Source organism: Methylobacterium sp. DB0501, from assembly GCF_011043735.1.
GTDB lineage: Bacteria > Pseudomonadota > Alphaproteobacteria > Rhizobiales > Beijerinckiaceae > Methylobacterium > Methylobacterium alsaeris.
The window spans coordinates 1-21,973 of the sequence record NZ_JAAKGV010000045.1; the positions used below are offsets into that span (position 1 = coordinate 1).

14 protein-coding genes and 1 rRNA gene are annotated in these 21,973 nt (G+C 72.0%); 8 read left to right on the top strand and 7 right to left on the bottom strand.

Going from position 1 to position 21,973, the window contains the following annotated elements; all coding sequences use genetic code 11:
• A 16S ribosomal RNA gene (locus G4G93_RS33960) occupies window positions 1-114 on the bottom strand; the annotation flags it as partial.
• A gap of 471 nt (window positions 115-585) precedes the next feature.
• Window positions 586-1,521, bottom strand: a complete 936-nt coding sequence (locus tag G4G93_RS33965; RefSeq protein ID WP_165091698.1) for a 2-hydroxyacid dehydrogenase — start codon at window positions 1,519-1,521, stop codon at window positions 586-588.
• A 338-nt stretch (window positions 1,522-1,859) separates the two neighbouring features.
• Between G4G93_RS33965 and G4G93_RS33970 the strand changes: the two genes are divergently transcribed.
• From G4G93_RS33970 to G4G93_RS33980, 3 genes are all read left to right on the top strand, one after another.
• A complete protein-coding gene (locus G4G93_RS33970; RefSeq protein ID WP_165091699.1) occupies window positions 1,860-2,528 on the top strand; it encodes a haloacid dehalogenase type II in 669 nt (222 codons plus the stop codon).
• A gap of 138 nt (window positions 2,529-2,666) precedes the next feature.
• Complete coding sequence (locus tag G4G93_RS33975; protein ID WP_165091701.1) at window positions 2,667-4,127, top strand: NAD-dependent succinate-semialdehyde dehydrogenase; 1,461 nt, start codon at window positions 2,667-2,669, stop codon at window positions 4,125-4,127.
• Window positions 4,128-4,206: 79 nt separating this feature from the next.
• Window positions 4,207-5,055: a GNAT family N-acetyltransferase gene (locus tag G4G93_RS33980; protein ID WP_165091702.1), complete on the top strand. Its 849-nt coding sequence runs from the start codon at window positions 4,207-4,209 to the stop codon at window positions 5,053-5,055.
• Between the two features lie 149 nt (window positions 5,056-5,204).
• On the opposite strand, the gene G4G93_RS33985 is transcribed toward G4G93_RS33980, so the two are convergent.
• Window positions 5,205-5,702, bottom strand: coding sequence for an Lrp/AsnC family transcriptional regulator (locus G4G93_RS33985; RefSeq protein WP_281287362.1), 498 nt, complete (start codon window positions 5,700-5,702; stop codon window positions 5,205-5,207).
• A gap of 621 nt (window positions 5,703-6,323) precedes the next feature.
• Window positions 6,324-9,023 carry a PAS domain-containing protein gene (locus G4G93_RS33990; protein WP_165091704.1) on the bottom strand — a complete coding sequence of 900 codons (2,700 nt, stop codon included), beginning with the start codon at window positions 9,021-9,023 and terminating at the stop codon, window positions 6,324-6,326.
• 416 nt (window positions 9,024-9,439) lie between these two features.
• Between G4G93_RS33990 and G4G93_RS33995 the strand changes: the two genes are divergently transcribed.
• Both G4G93_RS33995 and G4G93_RS34000 read left to right on the top strand, forming a co-directional pair.
• Window positions 9,440-10,375: a glycosyltransferase gene (locus tag G4G93_RS33995; protein WP_312892326.1), complete on the top strand. Its 936-nt coding sequence runs from the start codon at window positions 9,440-9,442 to the stop codon at window positions 10,373-10,375.
• An 11-nt stretch (window positions 10,376-10,386) separates the two neighbouring features.
• Window positions 10,387-14,052, top strand: a complete 3,666-nt coding sequence (locus tag G4G93_RS34000) for a glycosyltransferase (protein WP_165091707.1) — start codon at window positions 10,387-10,389, stop codon at window positions 14,050-14,052.
• An 84-nt stretch (window positions 14,053-14,136) separates the two neighbouring features.
• Here the strand turns inward: G4G93_RS34000 and G4G93_RS34005 are convergent, their stop codons facing one another.
• On the bottom strand, window positions 14,137-16,398 hold the full coding sequence (locus G4G93_RS34005) for a TonB-dependent siderophore receptor (RefSeq protein ID WP_165091709.1): 2,262 nt from the start codon (window positions 16,396-16,398) through the stop codon (window positions 14,137-14,139).
• Between the two features lie 245 nt (window positions 16,399-16,643).
• Complete coding sequence (locus tag G4G93_RS34010; protein ID WP_165091710.1) at window positions 16,644-17,597, bottom strand: bifunctional 2-polyprenyl-6-hydroxyphenol methylase/3-demethylubiquinol 3-O-methyltransferase UbiG; 954 nt, start codon at window positions 17,595-17,597, stop codon at window positions 16,644-16,646.
• A 108-nt stretch (window positions 17,598-17,705) separates the two neighbouring features.
• Here G4G93_RS34010 and G4G93_RS34015 point away from each other — a divergent pair, with 108 nt between their 5' ends.
• The 3 genes from G4G93_RS34015 to garD all read left to right on the top strand — a co-directional run bounded on the left by G4G93_RS34015 (window position 17,706) and on the right by garD (window position 21,329).
• Complete coding sequence (locus G4G93_RS34015; protein ID WP_165091712.1) at window positions 17,706-18,611, top strand: LysR family transcriptional regulator; 906 nt, start codon at window positions 17,706-17,708, stop codon at window positions 18,609-18,611.
• Between the two features lie 95 nt (window positions 18,612-18,706).
• On the top strand, window positions 18,707-19,648 hold the full coding sequence (kdgD, locus tag G4G93_RS34020) for a 5-dehydro-4-deoxyglucarate dehydratase (protein WP_165091713.1): 942 nt from the start codon (window positions 18,707-18,709) through the stop codon (window positions 19,646-19,648).
• Window positions 19,649-19,745: 97 nt separating this feature from the next.
• Window positions 19,746-21,329: a galactarate dehydratase gene (gene garD, locus G4G93_RS34025; protein ID WP_165091715.1), complete on the top strand. Its 1,584-nt coding sequence runs from the start codon at window positions 19,746-19,748 to the stop codon at window positions 21,327-21,329.
• A 29-nt stretch (window positions 21,330-21,358) separates the two neighbouring features.
• Here the strand turns inward: garD and G4G93_RS34030 are convergent.
• On the bottom strand, window positions 21,359-21,973 hold a 615-nt coding region (locus G4G93_RS34030; protein WP_165091716.1), incomplete at its 5' end, for an HlyD family efflux transporter periplasmic adaptor subunit.

The following is a 21,973-nucleotide window of genomic DNA, read 5'->3' on the forward strand; positions in this document are numbered from 1 at the left end:
TCCCACGCGTTACTCACCCGTCTGCCGCTGACACCACGAGGATGCCCGCTCGACTTGCATGTGTTAAGCCTGCCGCCAGCGTTCGCTCTGAGCCAGGATCAAACTCTCAAGTTGAAGAGCTGATCAAAGCTGATCACAACTAAAACGGAGGCTCACGACCGATCGGCGTTTCCACCAATCGTGTGAGCACCGAAGCGTTAAGACCAGCATCATCCTACTCACGATCCCGCCCAGAAGGCAGGATCCGCAGGGACGACGCCGTCCACGCTTCTCTTTCTCGTATGAACTTGTCAAAGAGCTGATCGAGCCTGAAGCCCGATTTCGACCTTCGGAGAACAGAAAGCAGCGCCGGGTTGCCCCGGCCCTTGCTTCGTCGTCTCTGGGAAGGTTCGTCGGAGCGGGCCGTTCGTCTCGGCGCCCCGTCGGTGAGCGGCTGTCTAAGGGTAGCCGGCTCGCCTGTCAACACACCCGAAGCCCGGAGGTTTCGGTCCCGGCAACCGGAAAGCGGGGCAGGGGACCTGCCCAACCTCCGCGGCTTGCCTGATGTCGAGATGGGTATGCACGCCCTGCGTTCAAGAGGCTGCATCAATACCCTTGCTGGCGGTCGATCGCGTGCGCAATCGGCTCGCCGCGCAGGTGGGCCCGCACGCCCCGGATCACCTGCCGGGCAGCACCCGCAGGCTGGGTGGCACTCGCGACGTGGGGCGTCGCCATCACCAGGGGATGGGAGAGGAGCGGGTGACCGGCGGCCGGCGGCTCCGTCGCGAGGACGTCGAGGATCGCACCGGAGAGCTGGCCGGCATCGAGGGCGGCGAGAAGGTCGGCCTCGACGACGTGGCCGCCGCGTCCGGCATTCACCAGGCCCGCGCCGCGGGGCAGACGGTCGAACAGGGTGCGGTCGAGGAGGCCCCGCGTCGCCGGGGTCAGCGGCAGCAGGCAGACCAGGATGTCGGTGCCGGACAGGAAGTCACGCAAGGCCGCGTCGCCGGCGAAAGTCTCGATCCCGTCGAGCGTCTTCCGCGAGGCGCTCCAGCCGCGGACCGGGAAACCGAACCCGGCCAAAGCCCGCGCGGCCGCCTGACCGAGCACACCGAGCCCCATGATTCCGACCCGGCGCTCCGTCGCCGGCAAGACGGGGCGAGGGGTCCAGCGTCCGGCAGCCTGCTCGGTGCGGTAGAACGGCAGGTCGCGGTGGAGCGCCAGCGCCGCCATGACGACGTATTCGACCATCGAGGCGGTGAGGTTCGGATCGACCATCCGCACCACCTGGACGGCGGCCGGCAGGTCGCCGACGGGGAGGTGGTCGATGCCGGCGCCGATGCAGAACAGGGCCTCCAGCCGCGGCATCGCGCGAGGCAGGTCCGCCGGCGGCGTCCAGGCGACGAGATAGGGGGCCTGCGCCGCCTCGCCGTCCGGATCCCACTCGACGAGGCGCAGGTCCGGCGCCTCCCGGGCGAAGATGTCGTGCCAGACGGCGCCGCGGACCGGGTCCGACTTGTAGGCGATGAGCGGGGTGGTCATGGAAGGCCTCGAAACGCGCTGCCGCGGGAGCGATCGGACTCGACGCCGCCATCGGGACGGCACCGCCGATGCACGAACGATACCCCTGCGCGATCCGCGGGAGACACCGAATGTCCCGCAGTCCGCAGGCGGAATTGCCGTGGCGCGTCAGCCCTTGGCGGCAGAGCCTGCCGCGGCGCGCCGGACCGATGCCCCGGCAGGACCTGCCGTGCGGCGGGGGCGAAAGCGCAGGATCGGCGCCCGCGAGGCCGGCACAACGGCGTCCGGCATCGTCGACGGGCCGTAGGGTGGCACCACGGTTGACCACCGCCCGGCCGAGCATCTCAGGGAGAACCCCGATGGCCCATCTCAAGCCCAAGTACATCACCTTCGACTGCTACGGCACGCTGATCTACTTCGAGATGGCCCCCGTCGCCCGCCGCCTCTACGCCGACCGCGTGCCGGCGGAGCGCATGGACGCCTTCGTGGCAGACTTCTCGGCCTACCGCCTCGACGAGGTGCTGGGGCCGTGGAAGCCCTACAAGGACGTCGTCGCCAACGCGCTGATCCGCACCTGCAAGCTCAACGGCATCGAATACCGCGACAGCGACGCGGACGCCGTCTACGCCGCGGTGCCGACCTGGGGGCCGCACCCGGACACGGTCGAGGGACTGGCCAAGGTCGCCAAGGAATTCCCCCTGGTGATCCTGTCGAACTCGATGAAGGACCTGATCCCGCACTCGGTCGCCAAGCTCGGCGCGCCGTTCCACGCCGCCTACACGGCGGAAGAGGCCCAGGCCTACAAGCCGCGGATGCAGGCCTTCGAATACATGTTCGACCAGCTCGGCTGCGGCCCCGAGGACGTGCTGCATTGCTCGTCGAGCTTCCGCTACGACCTGATGACCGCGCACGACCTGCGCATCACCAACAAGGTCTGGGTCAACCGCGGCCACGAGCCGGCCAACCCCTATTACGGCTACCACGAGATCAAGGATATCCGCGGCCTGCCGGGGCTGCTCGGCCTGTAAGCACGGCCCGACGCCGGCCGTCGACCAGAGGGGTCGCGGCCGGCGTCGCCCGCTCGCGCGGGCCGGCCGAGTGTCGTCGCTCGCCTCCGCCTTCCCCGTTCGGCCTCGACGCCGCCCCCCTTCGCCCGAGGATCCTCCATGTTCTCCCAGGACCGCCTGCGCGATCCCGCGCTCCTGCGCTTCCAGGCCTTCATCGCCGGCGAGTGGCGCGATTCCGACGCTGGCGCCAGCCTGCCGGTGACCGATCCGGCGACGGGCGAGACCCTCGGCACGGTGCCGGATTGCGGCGCGGCCGAGACCCGCGCGGCCATCATGGCGGCCGAGGCCGCCTTTCCGGCCTGGCGCCGCACGTCGCCGGCGGAGCGCGCCGCGATCCTCGAGCGCTGGAACGCCCTGATCCTGGAGAATGCCGAGGACCTGGCGGCGATCATGACCGCCGAGCAGGGCAAGCCGCTGGCGGAAGCCCGCGGCGAGGTCGCCTACGGGGCGAGCTTCGTGAAATGGTTCGCCGAGGAAGCGCGCCGGATCACCGGCGACGTCTTCACCGCGCCGGTCGGCGACCGCCGGGTGCTGGTGCTCAAGGAGCCGGTCGGCGTCTGCGCGGCGATCACGCCGTGGAACTTCCCGATCGCGATGATCACCCGCAAGGTGGCGCCGGCCTTCGCCGCCGGCTGCCCGATCGTGGTCAAGCCCGCCGACCTGACGCCGTTCTCGGCGCTGGCGCTGGCGGTCCTGGCCGAGCGGGCCGGGGTGCCGAAGGGCGTGTTCAGCGTCGTCACCGGCCAGGCGGCGCCGATCGGCGCCGAGATGACCGGCAGCGAGACCGTGCGCAAGCTGTCCTTCACCGGCTCGACCGCGGTCGGGCGGTTGCTGATGGCTCAGTCGGCCCCGACCATCAAGCGGCTCAGCCTCGAGCTCGGCGGCAACGCCCCGTTCATCGTGTTCGACGACGCCGACCTCGACCAGGCGATCGCCGGGATCATGGCCTCGAAGTTCCGCAATGCCGGCCAGACCTGCGTCTGCGCCAACCGCATCCTGGTCCAGGACGGCATCCACGACCGCTTCGCCGCCCGCCTCGCCGAGGCCGCGGGCAAGCTTCAGGTCGGCAACGGCTTCGAGGCCGGCGTCACCATCGGCCCGCTGATCAACGACGCGGCCGCCGCCAAGGTGACGGCGCATCTCGACGACGCCCTGAACCGCGGTGCCCGGCTGGTGGCGGGCGATCCGGACGCCGTGCGCGGCCGCTTCGTGCCGCCCCTGGTGCTGACCGGGGCCGACACCGGCATGCGTCTCGCCGTCGAGGAGACTTTCGGACCGCTGGCCCCGCTGATGCGCTTCTCCCGCGAGGAGGACGCCGTCGCCGTCGCCAACGCGACGCCGTTCGGCCTCGCCTCGTACTTCTACACCTCCGACATCCGCCGGGCCTGGCGGGTCGGCGAGGCGCTGGAATTCGGCATGGTCGGGCTCAACACCGGCACGGTCTCGATGGAGGCGGCGCCCTTCGGCGGCGTCAAGCAGTCGGGGCTCGGCCGCGAGGGCTCGGCCTACGGCATCGACGAGTACCTGGAGCTGAAGTCGCTCCACATGGGCGGTCTCTGACCATCCGTCCTTCGCGCGCGTCCCGGCCCTCGTCGCAGGGCCGGGACGCGCCTTAGCTTCCAACCTGAGATCCGACGCGATGACGAACGAGACGAACGCCCCGACCATCCGCCCGATGACCGAGGCCGATATCGAGGCGGCGCACGGCCTCTCGGTCGAGGTGCGCTGGCCGCACCGGGCCGACGACTGGCGCCTGATGCTGGAAATCGGCCACGGCCTCGTCGCCTGCGACGAGGACGGCCGGGTGATGGGCTCGGCGATGTGGTGGCCCTTCGGCGACGGGCTCGCCACGATCGGCATGGTGATCGTCTCGCCGCGGAAGCAGGCGAAGGGCACCGGCCGGCGGCTGATGCGGGAACTCTTCGCCGCCGCCGGCGGACGCACCATCCGGCTCACCTCGACGGAGGCCGGGCGGCGCCTCTACGAGTCCGAGGGCTTCCGCGTGACCGGCGGCCTCGCGCAGTATCATGGGACCGCCGACGCGGCCGCCGCGGTCGACGACGCCCGCGTGCGCCCGGCGACCGAAGCCGACTGGCCGGGCCTCGTCGCCCTCGACCGCGAGGCCTCCGGCGGCGACCGCAGCCGGATGCTCGACGCCCTGCGCCGGATCGGCGCGATCACCGTCCTGGAGGAGGGGGGCCGGATCGCCGGCTTCGCGATCTGCCGGGCTTTCGGCCGCGGTCACCTCGTCGGCCCGATCGTCGCCGCCGACGGCCACGCCGCCGTGGCGCTGGCGAGCCCGCACGTGCGGACCCATGCCGGCACGTTCCTGCGCATCGACACGACCGAGCGCGACGGGCCGCTCGCCGCCTTCGCGCAGGCCTGCGGGCTTGCCAATGTCGACGAGCCGGTGACGATGACCCGCGGCCCGACGCGTGAGACCGGGCCGGCCCGGATCTGCGCCGTCACCAGCCAGGCCCTCGGCTAGAGCACTGCCCGATCGCATTTCGCAAAAGTGGTTGCCGGTTTTGCGACGAAAATCTGCGACAAAACAAGAGTCTCAGCGGATGAAGCGTTGGCCCGCCCACGCCAGTCTGCTCGGAGCGTTGTCCGGCGAGGCGGCATGCGCCGCCTCGCTCAGCGCTCCTCGCCGAACAGGGTGGCGAGCGGCAGCTCGGTCTTCACGATCGGCGTACGCAGCACGATGTAGCTGAAATACTTGGCGATCCCGACGTTGCGCTCCAGCAGCGCCTCGATCACCTCCTGGTAATGCGACAGGCCGCGGGTGACGAACTTCACCAGGTAGTCGTAGCCGCCGCTGACCACGTGGCCTTCGATCGCCTCGTCGATCTTGCGCAGGGCCTGCTCGAAGCGCTGGAAATATTCCGGCGTGTGACCGTTCAGCGTGAATTCCGTGAACACCGTCACCGTCTCGCCGAGCTTCGGCAGGGCGATATGGGCGCCGTAGCCCGTGATGTAGCCGGCCTGTTCCATGCGCTTGACCCGGAGCAGGCACGGGCTCGCCGACAGGCCGACGGCATCCGCCAGCGTCACGTTGGTCATGCGGCCGTTCTTCTGCAGCTCGATCAGGATCTTCATGTCGATCCGGTCGAGCCTGGTCGTCTGCTGGTTCACGAGAGACGTTTCCCGATTCCGGTCCGGCGGAGACCCGCGGCGCCGGGTGGACGGCGAGGCCTCGACGCGGGCGGCGGGGACCGGCTCGCGCCCGATGGCGGGCCCCCGGGAGGGACGCGCGGCGCCGGCCTCCGGCGGGACCGCCCGGGTGACGAGACCTCTTGGATGAGGGCCTTCCACCATGTCAGAGTCAGGGACGGTTGTCATGATGGGTTGTCGTGACGGAAGGGCGATCGGGACCGGGGCATCGCGACGGCCGGGGGGTGAGCCTGCCGATCCGGTTCCGCCCGGGCTCAGGTGGGACATTTCAATCCCGTGCCTACAAATGCGATTCGCATAAGGTAGGTTATGGAACCGTGATGAAGGGCCCGTTCCGTGGGGTACGGATCGTCCGGCGGGCCTTATCCCCGGCATCGACCCCCAGCATGGTAATGGCATGACCGACCATGCGCTCATGCTTTGGGGCACCTCGCCGACGCCGCCTCAGTCCCGCCGTCACAGCCGGGTCACGGGTCGCCGGGGCCATGGAACCGGATCGCCCGGCCGGAAGCGCGAGGCCGGCCATCCGGGCACGTGCCGGCGCGAGGACGAGGCTGTCGGGCTGCATCCCGGGAACTCCCGTCACCCCGCCCGGCGCAGCCGCGCCGCCCGCCGCAGGATGAGGCCGAGCTGCTCGGCCGAGTACGGCTTGTGCAGGAGCTCGAAGCCGTGGGCGTCGTCCTGGGCCAGGACGTGGCTGTAGCCGGAGGCGAGCACCACCGGCAGGTGCGGCAGGCGCCGCCGCAGCTCGCGGGCGAGCGCGAGTCCGCCCATGCCCGGCATCACCACGTCGGAGAACACCACGTCGAACCCCGCCCCGTCGGCTCCGAGGCGCTCGAGGGCCTCCTCGGCGTTGGTCGCCCAGGCAGTGCGGTAGCCGAGATCGTGCAGGATCTGGGTGCAGAAGCGCCCGACCTCGATGTTGTCCTCGACGACGAGCACGCTCTCGCCAGCGCCGATCGGCGACGCGGAGCCCTGGGTGCCGGTCGCGTCGCCGTCAGGGGCGGCGTCCGCGGCCTCCGGCAGGTAGAGGGTGAAGGTGGCGCCTTCGCCCGGCCGGCTGGTCACGTCGACGTCGCCGCCCGATTGCTTGGCGAAGCCGAAGACCTGGCTGAGTCCCAGGCCCGTGCCGCGGCCGACCTCCTTGGTGGTGAAGAACGGCTCGAAGATGCGGCCGAGCAGGTCCGGCGGCACGCCCGGCCCGGTATCGGTGAGCGACACCGCCGCGAAGGGGTTCTGCGAGCCGGCATGTCCCCGGATCGGCGGCATCGCGGCGGCGCAGGCGAGGCTCAGGGTCAGCGTGCCCGCGCCGTCCATCGCGTCGCGGGCATTGACCGCCATGTTGATGAGCGCGGTCTCGAACTGGCTCAGGTCCGCCCGCACGAAGCACGGCCGGTCGGGCACGTTCACCACCACCCGCACCCGGGCGCCGGTGACCGTGTCGATCATGTCGGCCACACCCCGCACCTTCTCGCCGACATCGAACACCGCCGGCATCAGGACCTGGCGGCGGGCGAAGGCGAGGAGCTGGCCGGTGAGCTTGGCGGCGCGGTCCACCGTGTCGGAGACGGCGTCGAGGTAGCGCGCCTTGCGCGCCTCCGGCAGTTCCGGCCGGCGCAGGAAGTCGACCGAGGAGCGGATGATGGTGAGCAGGTTGTTGAAGTCGTGGGCGACGCCGCCGGTCAGCTGGCCCACCGCCTCCATCTTCTGCGACTGGCGCAAGGCCTCCTCGGCCTGGGCCAGGGCGGCGGCCTGGGCCCGGACCGCCGTCACGTCGCGGACGGTGGCGTAGATCCGCCCGTCCCGCGGCACGGCGTTCCAGGACAGCCAGCGATGCGAGCCGTCGCGGTGCCGGTAGCGGTTCTCGAAATTCGGCTGCGCCTCGCCGCGGGCGAGGGAGGCGGCGGCCGCCCGCGTCGCCGGCACGTCCTCCGGGTGGACGAAGTCGAGGAACGGACGGGCCAGCAGATCGCTCTCGCTCCAGCCGAGGAGCACCGTCCAGGCCGGGTTGAGGCTGACGAAGCGGCCGTCGAGATCGGCGACGCAGAACAGGTCGGTCGAGGCCTGCCAGATCTGGTCGCGCTCGGCGGTGCGCGCGGCGACCTGCGCCTCCAGCGAGGCGTTGAGGACGCGCAAGGCCTCCTCCATGCGCTTGCGGTCCGAGATGTCGCTGAAGAAGACCGCGACCCGGGCTTGCGCCGGATCGCCGATCCGCAGCGCCCGCACGTCGAACCAGCGGCCGAACACGTCGGCCTGGTTCTCGAAATGGACCGGCTCGCCGGTGAGCGCGACGCGGCCGTAGGTGTCGAACCAGTGCCGTTCGAGGTCGGGGGCGAACTCGCTCACCCAGAGGCCCGCCACGTCGGCCCCGGTCTGGCGCGCGAAGGCCGGGTTGGCCTCGGCGATCCGGTAATCGACCGCCCGGTCCCGGTCGTCGAACTTCATCTCCAGGATGCAGAAGCCGACATCGATGCTCTCGAGCAGGGTGCGATAGCGCTCCTCGCTGTCGCGCAGGGCCGCCCGCGAGCGGACCTGCTCGGTGACGTCGTAGCCGCCCACGAAGATGCCGGTGACCGTCCCGGACCCGTCCCGCAGCGGCTGGTACAGGAGATCGATGGCGCGCTCGGTGGCGTCGCCGGCGAAGAGGATCGGCATGGCGCGGGCGGCGAAGGGCCGGCCAGTGCGGTAGACCGTGTCGAGGAGCTCGTAGAAGCCCTGGTCGGCGAGATCGGGGAAGGCCTCGCGCACGGTGTGGCCGAGGAAGTCGCGCGCGCCGGCGATCGTCACGTAGGCGTCGTTAACGTATTCGAAGATGTGGGTCGGGCCGCGCAGGACGGCGACGAAGCCCGGCATCTGCTGGAAGATCTGCTCGCGCCGCCGCTGCTCCTCCGGCGGCGCCCCGGCGCCCGGGTGGTGGAGCACCATGGCGACGGCGCCCGCGGCGTCGCGCACCGGGGTATGGGTGGCGCGGACGCCGCCCGCCCCCGTGGGGTCGTCCGCCGCAGGCGGGAGGACCAGGGTGTCGGGCCGGCCGGTCGCGACCGCCCGGGTAATCGAAGCCTCGATCGCCGCCCGCCGGCCCGGCCCGTCCTGCAGCAGTTCCGCAAGGGGCCGGCCGGCGAGGTCGTCCGAATCGTCGCCCGCGCCGCGACCCGAGACGCAGCCATCGCGCCAGGCCCGGTTCGCCGCCAGCACCCGGCCCTGCGGATCGAGGACCAGGCAGGGCTGCGGCGCGGCGTCGAAGAGGCTGCGATAATCCAGGTCCGGCGGCAGCGCGCTCATGGGGCGGCCCGCCGCAGGCGGGACCGGAAGCCCGGCGCGACGGGCGCGGGACCGGTCGGGGATGCGAGGGGGCGGCGCTGGGCGGGCGGGAGGGCGACCATGATCCGCCCTCCTACCACCGGCGCGGCAGCGTGTCGCCGACCGTCACGAGGTGACCGCGTTCGAGGCTGGCGCATCCGGCCGATCCCGCCCGTGCGGGCACGCCGCTCCGCCGCCCTCGGCCAAGGCGCCGCGCGATTCGATCGCCCGGCGGCGGGGAGGCAACGTCAGGTCGACGACTTGACCGCGGCGGCCTTCGCGTGCTCGGCATGCACCGCTCGGCCCAAGCACCCTGTCCAAGCACCCCTGTCCAAGCCCCTTCTCGTCGACCGGTCCGCATGCTCCTGAAAGGCTCGTCTTCCGCGAAGGTCCTGGTGGTGAGCACGAGCCCGGACGCGGTGAACCACAACGCGCCGATCCGCGCCGCCCTCCGGCACGGGTTCGCCGAGGTGCTCGGCGACGCCGCGGTCCGCGCGAGCCCGCTGGAACTCGCCGAGGAGGCGATCAGCGGCCTCGGCCCGAGTCTCGTCGTCGCCCTCGGCAGCGTCGCGATCGACGCGGCACCGCTGCGCGGCCTGGCGCGGAGCGCCCGGCGGGCCGGCGCGCGCCTCGCCTTCTGGCTCCACGACGATCCCTACGAGTTCGATTACGGGCCGAAGGCCGAGGCGCTGGCCGACCACATCTTCACCAACGACCGCTGGGCCCTGCCCCATTACCGGCACGCCGGCGTCTCGCACCTGCCGCTCGCCGCCTGCCGGCGGACCCACGACCGGCCGGTGCGGCCGATGGCGGAGCGCAGCCTCGACCTGTTCTTCTGCGGCGCGGCCTTCCCGAACCGGGTCGCGCTGCTCGAGCGGGCGCAGGCGAGCCTCGCCGGCCGCCGGGTCGAGGTCCGGGGTGCGGGCTGGCCGGCCTCCCTGCCCTTCGCCGAGAACACCCGGATGAGCCCCGCCGCGATGGCCGACCGGGCGAGCGAGGCGCGCCTGACGCTCGCGGTCGGCCGCGACCTCGACATCGCCAACCGGCGCTTCAGGCTTCCGGCCTCGACCCCCGGACCGCGGGTGTTCGAGGCCGCCCTGGCCGGGGCGCCGCAGCTCTGCTTCGCCGCCGGGCTCGAGATCCTGGATTACTTCGACGAGGGACGCGAGATCCTGCTCTTCGACGACGTCCCGGGGATCGCGGAGGCGATCGCCCGCTCCCACCGCGAGCCCGCCGCCTTCGCGGCGATGGCCGAGCGCGCCCGCGCCCGGGCGCTCGACGCCCACACCTACGCCCATCGGGCGCGGACCATCCTGGCGGTGATGCAAGCGTGACCGGGATCCCCATGCTTCCCTCTGCCATGGCCCCGGCCGCGCCGCTCGCGGTGCTGCTGCTCGACACCGAGCCGCGGACCAGCAACGCCTACATCGCGCTGGCCGTCGAGGACGCCCTGCGGCGCCACCCCATGGTCGCGCGGGTGGTCCGGGCGACCCACGCCGACGCGGCAGCTCTGGCTCAGGCCGGGCGCTTCGACCTCTTCCTCGCCTTCGGGGGCGCGAGCCGCCACCACGCCCTCTTGCGCCGTCTCTGCGCGCTTGCCGGCACCAGCGCGCTCTGGACCACCGAGGACCCATACCTGAGCGCCGCGAACGCGGGGCTCTCGGGCTGCTTCGACCTCGTCTTCACCAACGACCGCGGCTCGCTCCCGCGCTACGGCGCCGGCGCCCGGCACCTGCCGCTGGCGGCGACCCCGCTGTTCCAGGACCTCGCCGTCCGGCGGGACGACGCGTCGTACCGCTACGACCTCCTGTTCATCGGGACGGCCTGGCCGAACCGGGTCGCCACGCTCAACCGGGTCCTGTCGTCCTTTCCCCGCGACCTGAAGGTGAAGGTCGCGCTGCCGTCGAACCCCTACCTGCCCGAACCGGTGCTGGTGCGCGACGACCTGATCGTCGACTGGCGCTGCGGCAACGCGGATTTTGCCCGGTTCGCCCATGCGAGCCGCGTGGTGCTGACCCTGCCCCGCATCTTCACCGCCGGCGCCGACGAGACGCCGGCGGGCACGACGCCGCCGCCGCGGCTGTTCGAGGCGGCGCTCGCCGGCGGGGCGCAGCTCGTGGTCGGCGCCGATCCCGAGACCTTCGACTATTACGCGGCGGAGAGCGAGATCCGCACCTGCACCGAGGACGGCGTCGTCGCGGCGATCGCCGCGCTGCTGGCCGAGCCCGGAGCCCGCATCGCCATGGCCGAGCGGGCGCGGGCCCGCACCCGGGCCGAGCATCTCTACGACCACCGGGTCGACGTCATCATGCGGGCGGTGCAGGAGCGCCGGGCGACCGCGTCTCGCGACGTGACGAGGGCCGGCGCCGCGAAGCCCGACGTGGCGAAGGCTTTCGGGGCCGCGAAACCCCGCATCCTGTTCGTCGCCCATAACCGGGTCGGGCGCCGCCAGGGCGGCGGCGTGGAACTCTACCAGGAGCAGCTCGCGGAGGCTCTCGACGGGTTCGAGGCCCTGTTCCTCTATCCCGCCTTCGAGGAGGAAGCCTGGGTGCTGCGCCTCGACGAGGGCGGGACTTCGGAGGCACTGCCGATCCCGCCGGCCGAGCGGCTGCTCGTCAGCCCCGAGATCGAGGCGCTGGTCGAGCGCATCCTGGTCGAGCGGCGCATCGACCTCGTCCACGTCCATCACCTGCTCGGCCTGCCGCTGAGCCTGCCGGCGATCGCGCGGGCCCAGGGCGTGCCGGTGGTGATGCAACTGCACGACTTCTTCCTGGTGTGCAGCCGCTACACCCTGATGAACCAGCACGGCGCGTTCTGCGACGTCGTGCATCGCGGCGAGCGGCAATGCGACGGGTGTCTCGCCGGTGCCGAGGGGCTGCCGGCCGGCGCGAAGGCGCGGCGTGACGGATTCATGGCGCGGATGCTCCCGAGCATCGACGCCTTCGTGAGCAGCACGCCGGCCACCGCGGATTACGTCCGGGCCTTCTACCCGGAGGCGACGGCGCGGGTGGCGGTGATCGAGATGGTGGACGCGGAATCCGCACCCCGGCCGCAGCCTTCATCGGCTCCGGACCGGGCGGCTGCGACGCCTCCGGCGCCCCGCCCGCCCTTGCGGGTCGCGGTGCTCGGCAACGTCGTCGACCACAAGGGCGCCCGGACCCTGCTCGAGCTCATCCGCATCACGGAGGGCGACGCCGTGGTGTTCGAGGTGCTCGGCTACGTCGAGACCTACCTCGTCGCCGCCTTCGAGGCGCTGGCCGGGGAGCGGCTGCAGGTGCGCGGCGGCTACACCCGCGAGGAGGTGCCGGCGCTCCTCGCCGGCTGCGACGTGTCGCTCCACCTCTCGCTCTGGCCCGAGACCTACATGATCTCGCTGACCGAAGCGTGGCGGGCCGGGCTGATCCCGGTCGTCACCGATCTCGGCGCGCCGGGCGAGCGGGTCACGGACGGCGTCGACGGCCTCAAGGTGCCGCCGGGCGATTCGGGCGCCGTGCGGCAGGCCCTGCGGCGCCTCGCGCACGAGCCGGACCTCGTCGCCTCCTTGCGCGCCGCGATCGGCCGAAAGGCCTTCCCGACGATGGTCGGGCACGCCGCCCGGATGGGGGCGCTCTACCGCGACCTGATCGCGGCCCGCCCCGTCCCGCATGCGGGCCCGGATGCGCCTCCGGCGCCTTTCACCCTCTCGGCCCTCGACCTGGGATTCCGTCTCAACCACCCCGACTGGACCGATCCGACGGTGGCCTGGGACGGCGCGAGCGAGGCGAGCGCCGTCGTCGCCGCCCTGCCCGCTTCCGTCGCCGCCCGGCCCGAGCGGATCCTGGCGCCGGACGACCCCGACCTGTCGTGGGAGATCGCCGACCTCGTCGTCGACGGCCAGCGGCTGCCCGGCCGGATCGGTGCCTGCGCGGTCGCCGACAGCCTGTCGCTCCGCGGCTGGATCTGGCGGCCGGGGGCGGGCCGCCCGGCTCAGACCTGGCTGCGCCTGCGCTCGGGGAAAGCCGTCGCCTACGTCACCGCCCGCCCCGAGCGCCGCCCCGAACTCGCCGGCCGGTTCGGGGCCGGCCGGGCCGAGCAGGCCGGCTTCGCGGCGCGGCTCGCGAGCGCCGACCTGCCGGCGGGCGCCCTGGCGATCGACCTCGTCCAGGCCTTCGCCGACCACGTCGCCGTCGCCCCCGATGTCGCGCGCGTCGTCGTCCCGACAACGCGCGCGCCGGGTCCCGTCACGCCGTGGCGGACCGGCCTGCCGGTGCCGGATTCCACGCTCCGCCGGAGCCCCGAACCGGCGGTCCTCGCCGGCCACGGGCTGCCGGCGATCGAGGGCGTGCCGGTGGCGCGCCAGGGCGGGATCACGCGCCTCGAGGCCGCGCTGCCGGCCGGCGCGCGCGACGGGCAGCCCGTCCTGGTCCTCGAGGGCGAGCACGGGACGGCCTGGGCGCGGGCGGCGTGGCGCGAGGAGGCGGGGACGCGGCGGGCCGGCGCCGAGGCGCAGGTCCGCGAGATTCCGCCCGGCTCCTACCGCCTCTCGGTGGTGATCCAGGGCGAGGACGGCGCCGAGCGCCACGAGACCGGCGCCACGCTCTTCGTCGCGCCCGCTGCCCGCGCCTGCCTGGTCACGGCCGAGATCCCGCAGGCCCTGCGCCGGGCCTGGATCCGGCGGGTGCGCGCACGTCCGAACCTCGACGCCGCCACGGTCGGGGAGAGGTCGTCGCTGCTCGGCCAGGCCGTCACGGTCTCGGGCTGGTGCTTCGTGCCCGGGCGCGGCCGGCCGCTGACATGGATCGCCCGCTGGGGCGCGCGGGGCCGGCGCCGGTTCATGATCGCCGAGAGCGTCGTCCGCCAGGACGTGGCGGCCCATCTGCGGGACGCCGACGCCCTGACGGCCGGGTTCGAGATCCAGGTGCCGCTCGCCGCGCTCCGGGACGGGAGCCTGCGGGTGTTCCAGGTCTGCGAGGGCGGCACGGTCGCCCTGGCGGACTTCGCGCGGCACGTCTCGGACATGATCCCGGAGTGAGAGCGGGGGCACGCGAAGGCGGTGCAAACGAAGGGCGGGGGGTGAGCCCCCGCCCCTCGACCGCGCCTCAGCCGCCCCTTGGCCTCACCACTTGTAGCTCAGGCTCGCGGTGATGCGGCGCTGCTCGCCGTAGAAGCAGGCGGTGACCGACTGGCACGACGAGACGAAGCGCTTGTCGGTGAGGTTCGCCGCGTTGATGGCGAAGCGCCAGTTGTCCCGGCTGTAGTGGATCACCGCGTCGATCAGCGCCCGCTCCGGCACCGTCAGGGTGTTGTCGACATTGGCGAAGGAGCGGCCGACATAGCGCACGCCCGCGCCGAAGCCGAAGCCGGCCCAGTCGCCGGTCGGGATGGTGTAGTCGGCGAAGACCGAGGCCAGGGTCTCGGGCGTGTTGGTCGGGGTCCGGCCGATCGCGCCGACATCGCCCTTGGTGATCTCGAGGTTGTAGCTCGTGAACGACGCGACGACGTTGAAGTCCTTGGTGATGTTGGCCACCAACTGCGCCTCGAAGCCGCGCGAGCGGGTCTCGCCGAGCTGGAGCTGGTTGAGCGGGTTGGTCGGATCGGCGGTCAGGGTGTTGGCGAGCGCGAGGTCGAAGGCGGCGAGGGTCAGGAAGGCGTTCGCGCCGGGAATCTCGTACTTGACGCCGACCTCGTACTGGTCGCCGGTGGTCGGCTTGAACGGCTGGCTGAAGAAGTTCGTGCCGACCTGCGGGTTGAAGAAGCTGGCATAGCTCACATACGGCGCCAGGCCGAAGTCGAAGTTGTAGATCAGGCCGTAGCGCTGCGTGAAGGCGTTGGCCGATTGCCGCGTCTGCGTGCTGGTGAGCCGGTTGTTGACCTCGTTCGAGGTGAAGTCGCCGCGACCGGACACGACCAGGGTCAGTTCGGGGGTGAGCTTGACTTGGTCCTGGTAGTACAGGCCGAGCTGCTGGAACACGTCGTAATTGACGAGGTAGGGCGCGACCGGGACGCTCGGGCTGCCGTAATTCGGCGTGATGATGTTGAAGGGCGCGACCGTCGGGCCGACGAAGCCGCCGGTGGCGTTGTTGTCGTTGAGCTGGAAGTTCTTGTAGTCGAGGCCCATCAGCACCGTGTGCTTGAACAGGCCGTCGTCGAACCGGGCCACCGCCTGGTTGTCGACGTTGAACAGGCGCGCCCGCGACGCGGCGCGGAAGCGGTAACGGGAGATCAGGGTCTGGTTCGCGTCGGCATAGCCCGTCCCGTTCAGGCCGAACAGCCCGCCCAGGAACGCGTCGTCGAGCGAATCGCTGAACGCGTAGCGCAGGTTCTGCCGGAAGGTCCAGGTGTCGTCGAAGACGTGCTCGAACTCGTAGCCGACGTTGGCCTGGCTACGCCGGTAGGTGTTGTTGAACGGATCCGAAACGTTGTAGTTCTGCGGGATGCGCAGGCCGAGCACCGTCGGCCGCACCGTGCCGTAATACGGCAGGAACGCGTTGAGGCGGCCGGTATCGTCGTACTGGAAGCTCGACAGCAGCGTGAAGGTGGTGGCGCCGTCCGGCCGGTAGGTGAAGGTCGGGGCGATGTAGCCGCGATTCTCGTCGAGCCCGTCGACCTGGGTGCCGCCCTGCCGGCCGATGCCGGTGAGGCGGTAGAACCAGTGCCCCTCCTTGTCGGCCGGTCCGCCAAAATCGAACGCGAGGTATTTCTGGCCGAACGAGCCGCCGCCGACCTCGACGTAGTTCAGGGGCTCGAAGGGCGGCTTCTTGCTGATCAGGTTGATGAGGCCGCCGGGACCGCCCTGCCCGAACAGCACCGAGGCCGGCCCGCGCAGCACGTCGATCCGCTCGAGGCCGAACGTGTCGACCTTGTAGGTGGCGAAGCCGTAATTGAAGAGCTGCAACCCGTCCCGGTACAGGCCGGTATCGTTGGCGGTGAAGCCGCGGATGAGGAAGAAGTCGACCCGCGGATCCGGCCCGAAGACGCTGCCGTAGACGCCGGCCGAATAGGCGACCGCGTCGGCGACCTGCTGCGGCTTGAGGGCGTCGAGCTGCTCGCGCCCGATCACGGTGACCGATTGCGGCGTCTCGATCAGCGGGGTGTCGGTCTTGGTCGAGACCAGGGTGCGCTTGGCGACGTAGCCGTCGATCGGCCCGCGCGGATCCTCCTTCGGCCGGGCGGCGACCACCGTGCCGCCGGACGGTGCGCCGTTGCCGGCGACGTCGATCGCCTCGAGCTGGATCGACCCGCCGGCCGCCGCGCCCGGTCGGGGCGGGGTCGCCTCCTGGGCCCCCGCATCGTGAGCGGCAGCGAGCCCGACCAGGGAAACGCCGGCGAGCGCGGCGAGGCGACGGGACAGGGTGGGAACGCGGAGGGGGAAACGCATGGGGTGACCTTCGGGCAACGGCCCGCCCGCCCCGGATGGAGGCCCATCGGGGGTGGCGTTGCTCTTTAGAATGATACTAAGTTATTGGTTCCGTTGAATTTTTTCTAACACGCCCGGGCCGCGCGCGAAGGCCGGATTCCAAATTGCGCTGGGGATGTTAGTGCCCGTGGCATATCCGCAACGACGGAGCGCAGGCCGGTCGCGCCGGGGCGGGACCGGCCTGCGGGCGGCACGCCTCCCGCGCCTTACCGCGCCGCGAACGTGTCCCGGATCGCCTTGGCGTTGCGGCGGACCATGGGGGCGATCCAGGCGCCCGAGGCGATGTAGGCGCCGGGCCGCAGCGGTGCGAGGGCGGCGGCGAGGTCCTGCGCGAGGCCGGGCTCGGGGAGGCAGGGCGCATCCGAGGCCTCGGCGTGCCGGTAGACCACGGTGGTGTCCTCGCGCCGATAGGCCGGATGCGGCGCCAGCCCGGCACGGCCGGCGGCGGCGTCGAGGGTCTGGCGCACGAAGCCGTGGACATGGGCGAAGTGGAAGCGCTCGTGCGGCGGCTTGCCCGTCGCCGCCATGTTGGGCACCGCGGCGTAGAGCACGCCGCCGGGCGCGAGCCGCCCGGCGAGCCGCACGAGGGTGTCGACCGGATCACGCAGATGCTCCAGGACGTGGTGCACGGTGACGACGTCGAAGACCGCGTCGGGCGGGAGCTCGTCGAGCCGGTCGAGCACCGGCGTCCCGTGCTCGGCCCGGGCATAGGCAGCGTAGGTGCGGCCCGGCTCGATCCCGGTGACGTCGCACCCTCTCGCCCGTGCGGCGGCCAGGAACTCGCCCGAGCCGGAGCCGACATCGAGCACGCGCGCGCCCGGCCGCAGGGCGGGGCCGAGCAGATCCGCCCGGAATCGTGCCTCGCGCCGGGAGCGGTTGAGGTGGTGGCGCGGCGGGCGCCGGCCGAGGGCGAACTGGTAGGCGGCGCGGTAGGCCGAGGCATAATAGGCGTCGAGCTCGGCGGCACTCGGCATCGGGTCGGTGCGGATCAGCCCGCAGCCCGTGCAGGCGACGGAATGCAGCCGCTTCAGGCGCCGGTCAGTCTCGGCCACCGTCAGGGTCTCGGTACCGCCGCAGAGATTGCACGCCATCCCCTCGCCCCGGTACGGGTAGCGGGTGAACGGGACGGCATGCCGGACGAGGTGGAGCGGCGAGGACATCGGCGGCCTTTGTCTCGAAAGGGCCGCCGGCGGATTGCCGGGCCCCGGGAATGGAACGCGCGAGCACCCGGCTTTCATCCCCCAGGGTCAAGCGTGCGGAGGGCCCCGATGTTCGAACTGAGCCAGCTGCGCTGCTTCGTGGCGGTGGCCGAGGAGCTGCATTTCGGCCGGGCCGCCGAGCGGCTGCACCTGACCCAGCCGCCGGTGAGCCGGCAGATCCAGGTGCTGGAGCGCGTCCTCGACGTGGCGCTCCTCAACCGCACCAGCCGCGCCGTACGCCTCACCCCGGCCGGGCGCCGCTTCCTCGCCGAGGCGCGGCGAATCCTGCGCCTGTCCGACGAGGCGGCGGCGACCGCCCGGCGGGTGGCGGCGGGCCAGGCCGGCAGCGTCACCCTCGGCTTCACGGCGGCGGCCGCCTACCGCACCCTGCCCGACCTGGTGCGGGCGGCCCGCGCTCGCCTGCCGGAGGCCGACATCCTGCTGAAGGAGATGGTCAGCGCCGCCCAGGCCGAGGCGCTGGGATCGCAGGGCATCGACCTCGCCCTGATGCGCCCGCCCCTGCCGCCCGCCGCCGACGGGGCCCTGCGCATCGCCCGCGAGACCCTGGTGGCGGCGCTCCCCGACGACCATCCGCTGGCGGCGGGCGAGAGCGTGACGGCGCAAGCCCTCGCCGCCGAGCCCTCGATCGCCTATGCCCCCGACGAGGCGCGCTACTTCCACGACCTCGTCGGCGCCTACTTCGCGGACCAGGACCTCGCGCCGCAGGCGGTGCAGCACCTGGCGCAGATCCACACCATCCTGTCCCTGGTGCGCTCCGGGCTCGGCCTCGCCCTGGTGCCGGAATCCGCGGCGTCCTTGAGGGTCGTCGGCGTGACTTTGCGGCCGCTCGTCCCGGCGCCGCGGCAGCCGGTGGAGCTCTACCTCGTCTGGCGCCGCAGCAACGACAACCCGCTGATCCCGATCCTGGCGGAGCTTGCCGGCATGCTCGACAAATCGATGCCCGGATTGGATTGAACCATGCCGACATGGTGCTGGTAGAGCATCATGGCGGGGCGTAGACCGTCTTGCAGCGGGTCAAGGCCCCGCAACCTGAGAGGAAACCCGCCCCGATGGCCACCGCGCTCTCGCCCGTCGATGTCGCCCAGCGCCTCGGCGCCGGCCTGCTCTCGTTCCCGGTGACCCCCTTCACCGCCGATTTCGCCTTCGACGAGGCGCAGTACCGCAGCAACCTCGACTGGCTGTGCGGCTACGACGTCGCCGGCCTGTTCGCGGCGGGCGGCACTGGCGAGTTCTTCTCCCTCACCCCGGCCGAGGTCGCCCGGGTCGTCGGCGTCGCGGTGGCCGAGACCGCCGGCCGGGTGCCGGTACTCGCCGGCGCGGGCTACGGGACCGCCATCGCCTGCGAGATGGCGAAGAGCGCGGAGCAGGCCGGCGCCGACGGCCTGCTTCTGCTGCCGCCCTACCTCGTCGGCTCGGAGCAGGACGGCCTCTCGGCTCATATCGAGGCGGTGTGCCGCGCGACCGGCCTCGGCGTGATCGTCTACAACCGCGACAACGCGGTGATCGGCCCCGACGCCCTGGCGCGGCTCTGCGAGCGCCTGCCGAACCTCGTCGGCTACAAGGACGGCATCGGCGACATCGAGCTGATGACCCGGATCTACTCGCGGCTCGGCGACCGGCTGACCTATGTCGGTGGGTTGCCCACCGCCGAGACCTTCGCCTTGCCCTATCTCGAGATGGGCGTGACCACCTATTCCTCGGCGGTGTTCAACTTCGTGCCGGGCTTCGCGCTCGACTTCTACGCCGCGGTGCGCCGGCGCGACCGGGAGGCGGTGGCGCAGGGCTTGCGCGACTTCATCCTGCCGCTGATCGAGATCCGCAACCGGCGCAAGGGCTACGCCGTCTCGATCATCAAGGCCGGCATGCGGGTGGTCGGGCGCGATTCGGGGCCGGTGCGCCACCCGCTCACCGACCTGACCGCCGCCGAGGAGGCGGAACTCGCGGCCCTCGTCGCCCGGATCACCCCGGCGCAGGCGCTGGCCGCCGAGTAAGCCGCAAGGACGTTCGGGCGGTGCCGCCCCTCACGGGCGGCATCGCCGTTTCTGCCAGAGAACCGGATACGACGCCGGCAATACCGGGAGGGAGCCGATGCTGGACGAGCCGCGGACCACCGAGGGGCCCGCCGCCCCCGAAGCCCAACCTGCGCCGCGCGGCGACGCGCCCCGCACCATCCGCCTCAACGAGGCCGACAACGTCGCCATCGTGGTCAACGCCTTCGGGCTGCCGGCCGGCACGGTCCTCCCCGACGGCCTGGTGCTCCGGGAATTCGTGCCGCAGGGCCACAAGGTGGCATTGCAGGACATTCCCGAGGGCGGGGAGATCCGCCGCTACGGCGAGGTGATCGGGACCGCGCTCCAGGTCCTGCCCCGCGGTGCCTGGGTCGAGGAATCGCGGGTGCGGACACCCCTGGCGCCCGCCCTCGACCAGCTGCCGCTTGCCACCCGCGTGCCGGCGCCGCTGCCGCCCCTCGACGGCTATACGTTCGAGGGGTATCGCAATCCGGACGGCTCGGTCGGCACCCGCAACATCCTGGCGATCTCGACCAGCGTGCAATGCGTCGCCGGCACCCTCGACGTGGCGATCCGGCGCATCAAGGCCGAACTGCTGCCGCGCTTCCCCAACGTCGACGACGTGATCGGGCTGACCCACGCCTATGGCTGCGGCGTCGCCATCAATGCGCCGCAGGCGGTGATCCCGATCCGCACCCTCCAGAGCCTGGCGCAGAACCCGAATTTCGGCGGCGAGGTGATGGTGGTCGGCCTCGGCTGCGAGAAGCTGGTCTCCGAGCGGCTGCTGCCGGACGGCCAGGCCGACGGCGTGGTGCGGCTCCAGGACGAGGCCCACCAGGGCTTCGGGATGATGCTCGACAGCATCATGGCGATGGCGGAGGCCCGCCTCGAAGTCCTCAACCGGCGCACCCGCGAGACCTGCCCGGCCGCCGACCTCGTGGTCGGCCTGCAATGCGGCGGCAGCGACGCCTTCTCGGGCGTCACCGCCAACCCGGCGCTCGGCTTTGCCGCCGATCTCCTGGTGCGGGCCGGCGCCACCGTAATGTTCTCGGAGGTCACGGAGGTACGCGACGCGATCCACCTCCTCACCCCCCGGGCCGAGACCGAGGACGTCGCCAAGGCGCTGGTGCGCGAGATGGCGTGGTACGACGACTACCTCGCCCAAGGCGGGGCCGACCGCAGCGCCAATCCTTCTCCCGGCAACAAGAAGGGCGGGCTCAACAACATCGTCGAGAAGGCGCTCGGCTCGGTGGCGAAATCCGGCACCAGCGCGATCCGCGGCGTGCTCGCTCCCGGCGAGCGGGTGCGCCGGAAGGGCCTGATCTTCGCCGCGACGCCTGCGAGCGACTTCGTCTGCGGCACGCTGCAACTCGCCTCCGGCATCACCCTCCAGGTCTTCTCCACCGGCCGCGGCACGCCCTACGGGCTGGCCGAGGCGCCGGTGATCAAGGTCGCGACCCGCACCGAGCTGTCACAGCGCTGGTCCGACCTGATCGACCTCGACGCGGGCAAGATCGCCACCGGCGAGGCGACGATCGAGGAGACGGGGTGGGAGCTTTTTCGCCTGGTCCTCGACGTGGCGAGCGGGCGGAAGAAGCCGTGGTCGGATCATTGGGGGCTGTACAACGACCTGACGTTGTTCAACCCGGCGCCGATCACGTAAGCGTCACGAGGGCGCGTCGCCCACCGCCCTCACCGCTCGTGCCCTGCCGTCGAGGTCGTCTCCCGCACCGGCGACAGCAGGTAGTCGATCACCCGGCGACGCCCGGTCCGGATCTCCACCGTCGCCGTCATCCCCGGCGTCAGCGCCACGTCCGTCCCGTCCGCCTTGATGAAGGTCTGCGACAAAGCCACCGTCACCGGGAAGATCAGGTTCTGGGTCTTCGGCATGCCCGTCACCGGGTTCACCCCCTGGCTGCGCGCCACCGACAACGCGTCGCTGCCGCCCCCCGCCTCCCGGTCGTCCACCGCGTCGCGCGACACCCGCACCACGCGCCCCTCGATCGAGCCGTAGCGGGTGAACGGGAAGGCGTCGATCTTCACCACCGCCTCCTGCCCCGGCAGCACGAACCCGATATCCTTGTTCTGCACCTGCGCCTCGACCTCGATCGGACCGTCCGTCGGCACCACCACCATCAGCGGCTGGCCCGCCGTCACCACCTGCCCCAGCGTCGTCACCGCCAGCTGCTGCACCGTCCCGGAGATCGGCGCCTTGAGCGTCGTCCGCTCGCGCTTGAGCTGCGCCTTCACCACGTCCTGCACCAGCGCGTCGCGCTTCTGCGCCGCTTCCGTCAGCGCCTGGTACTG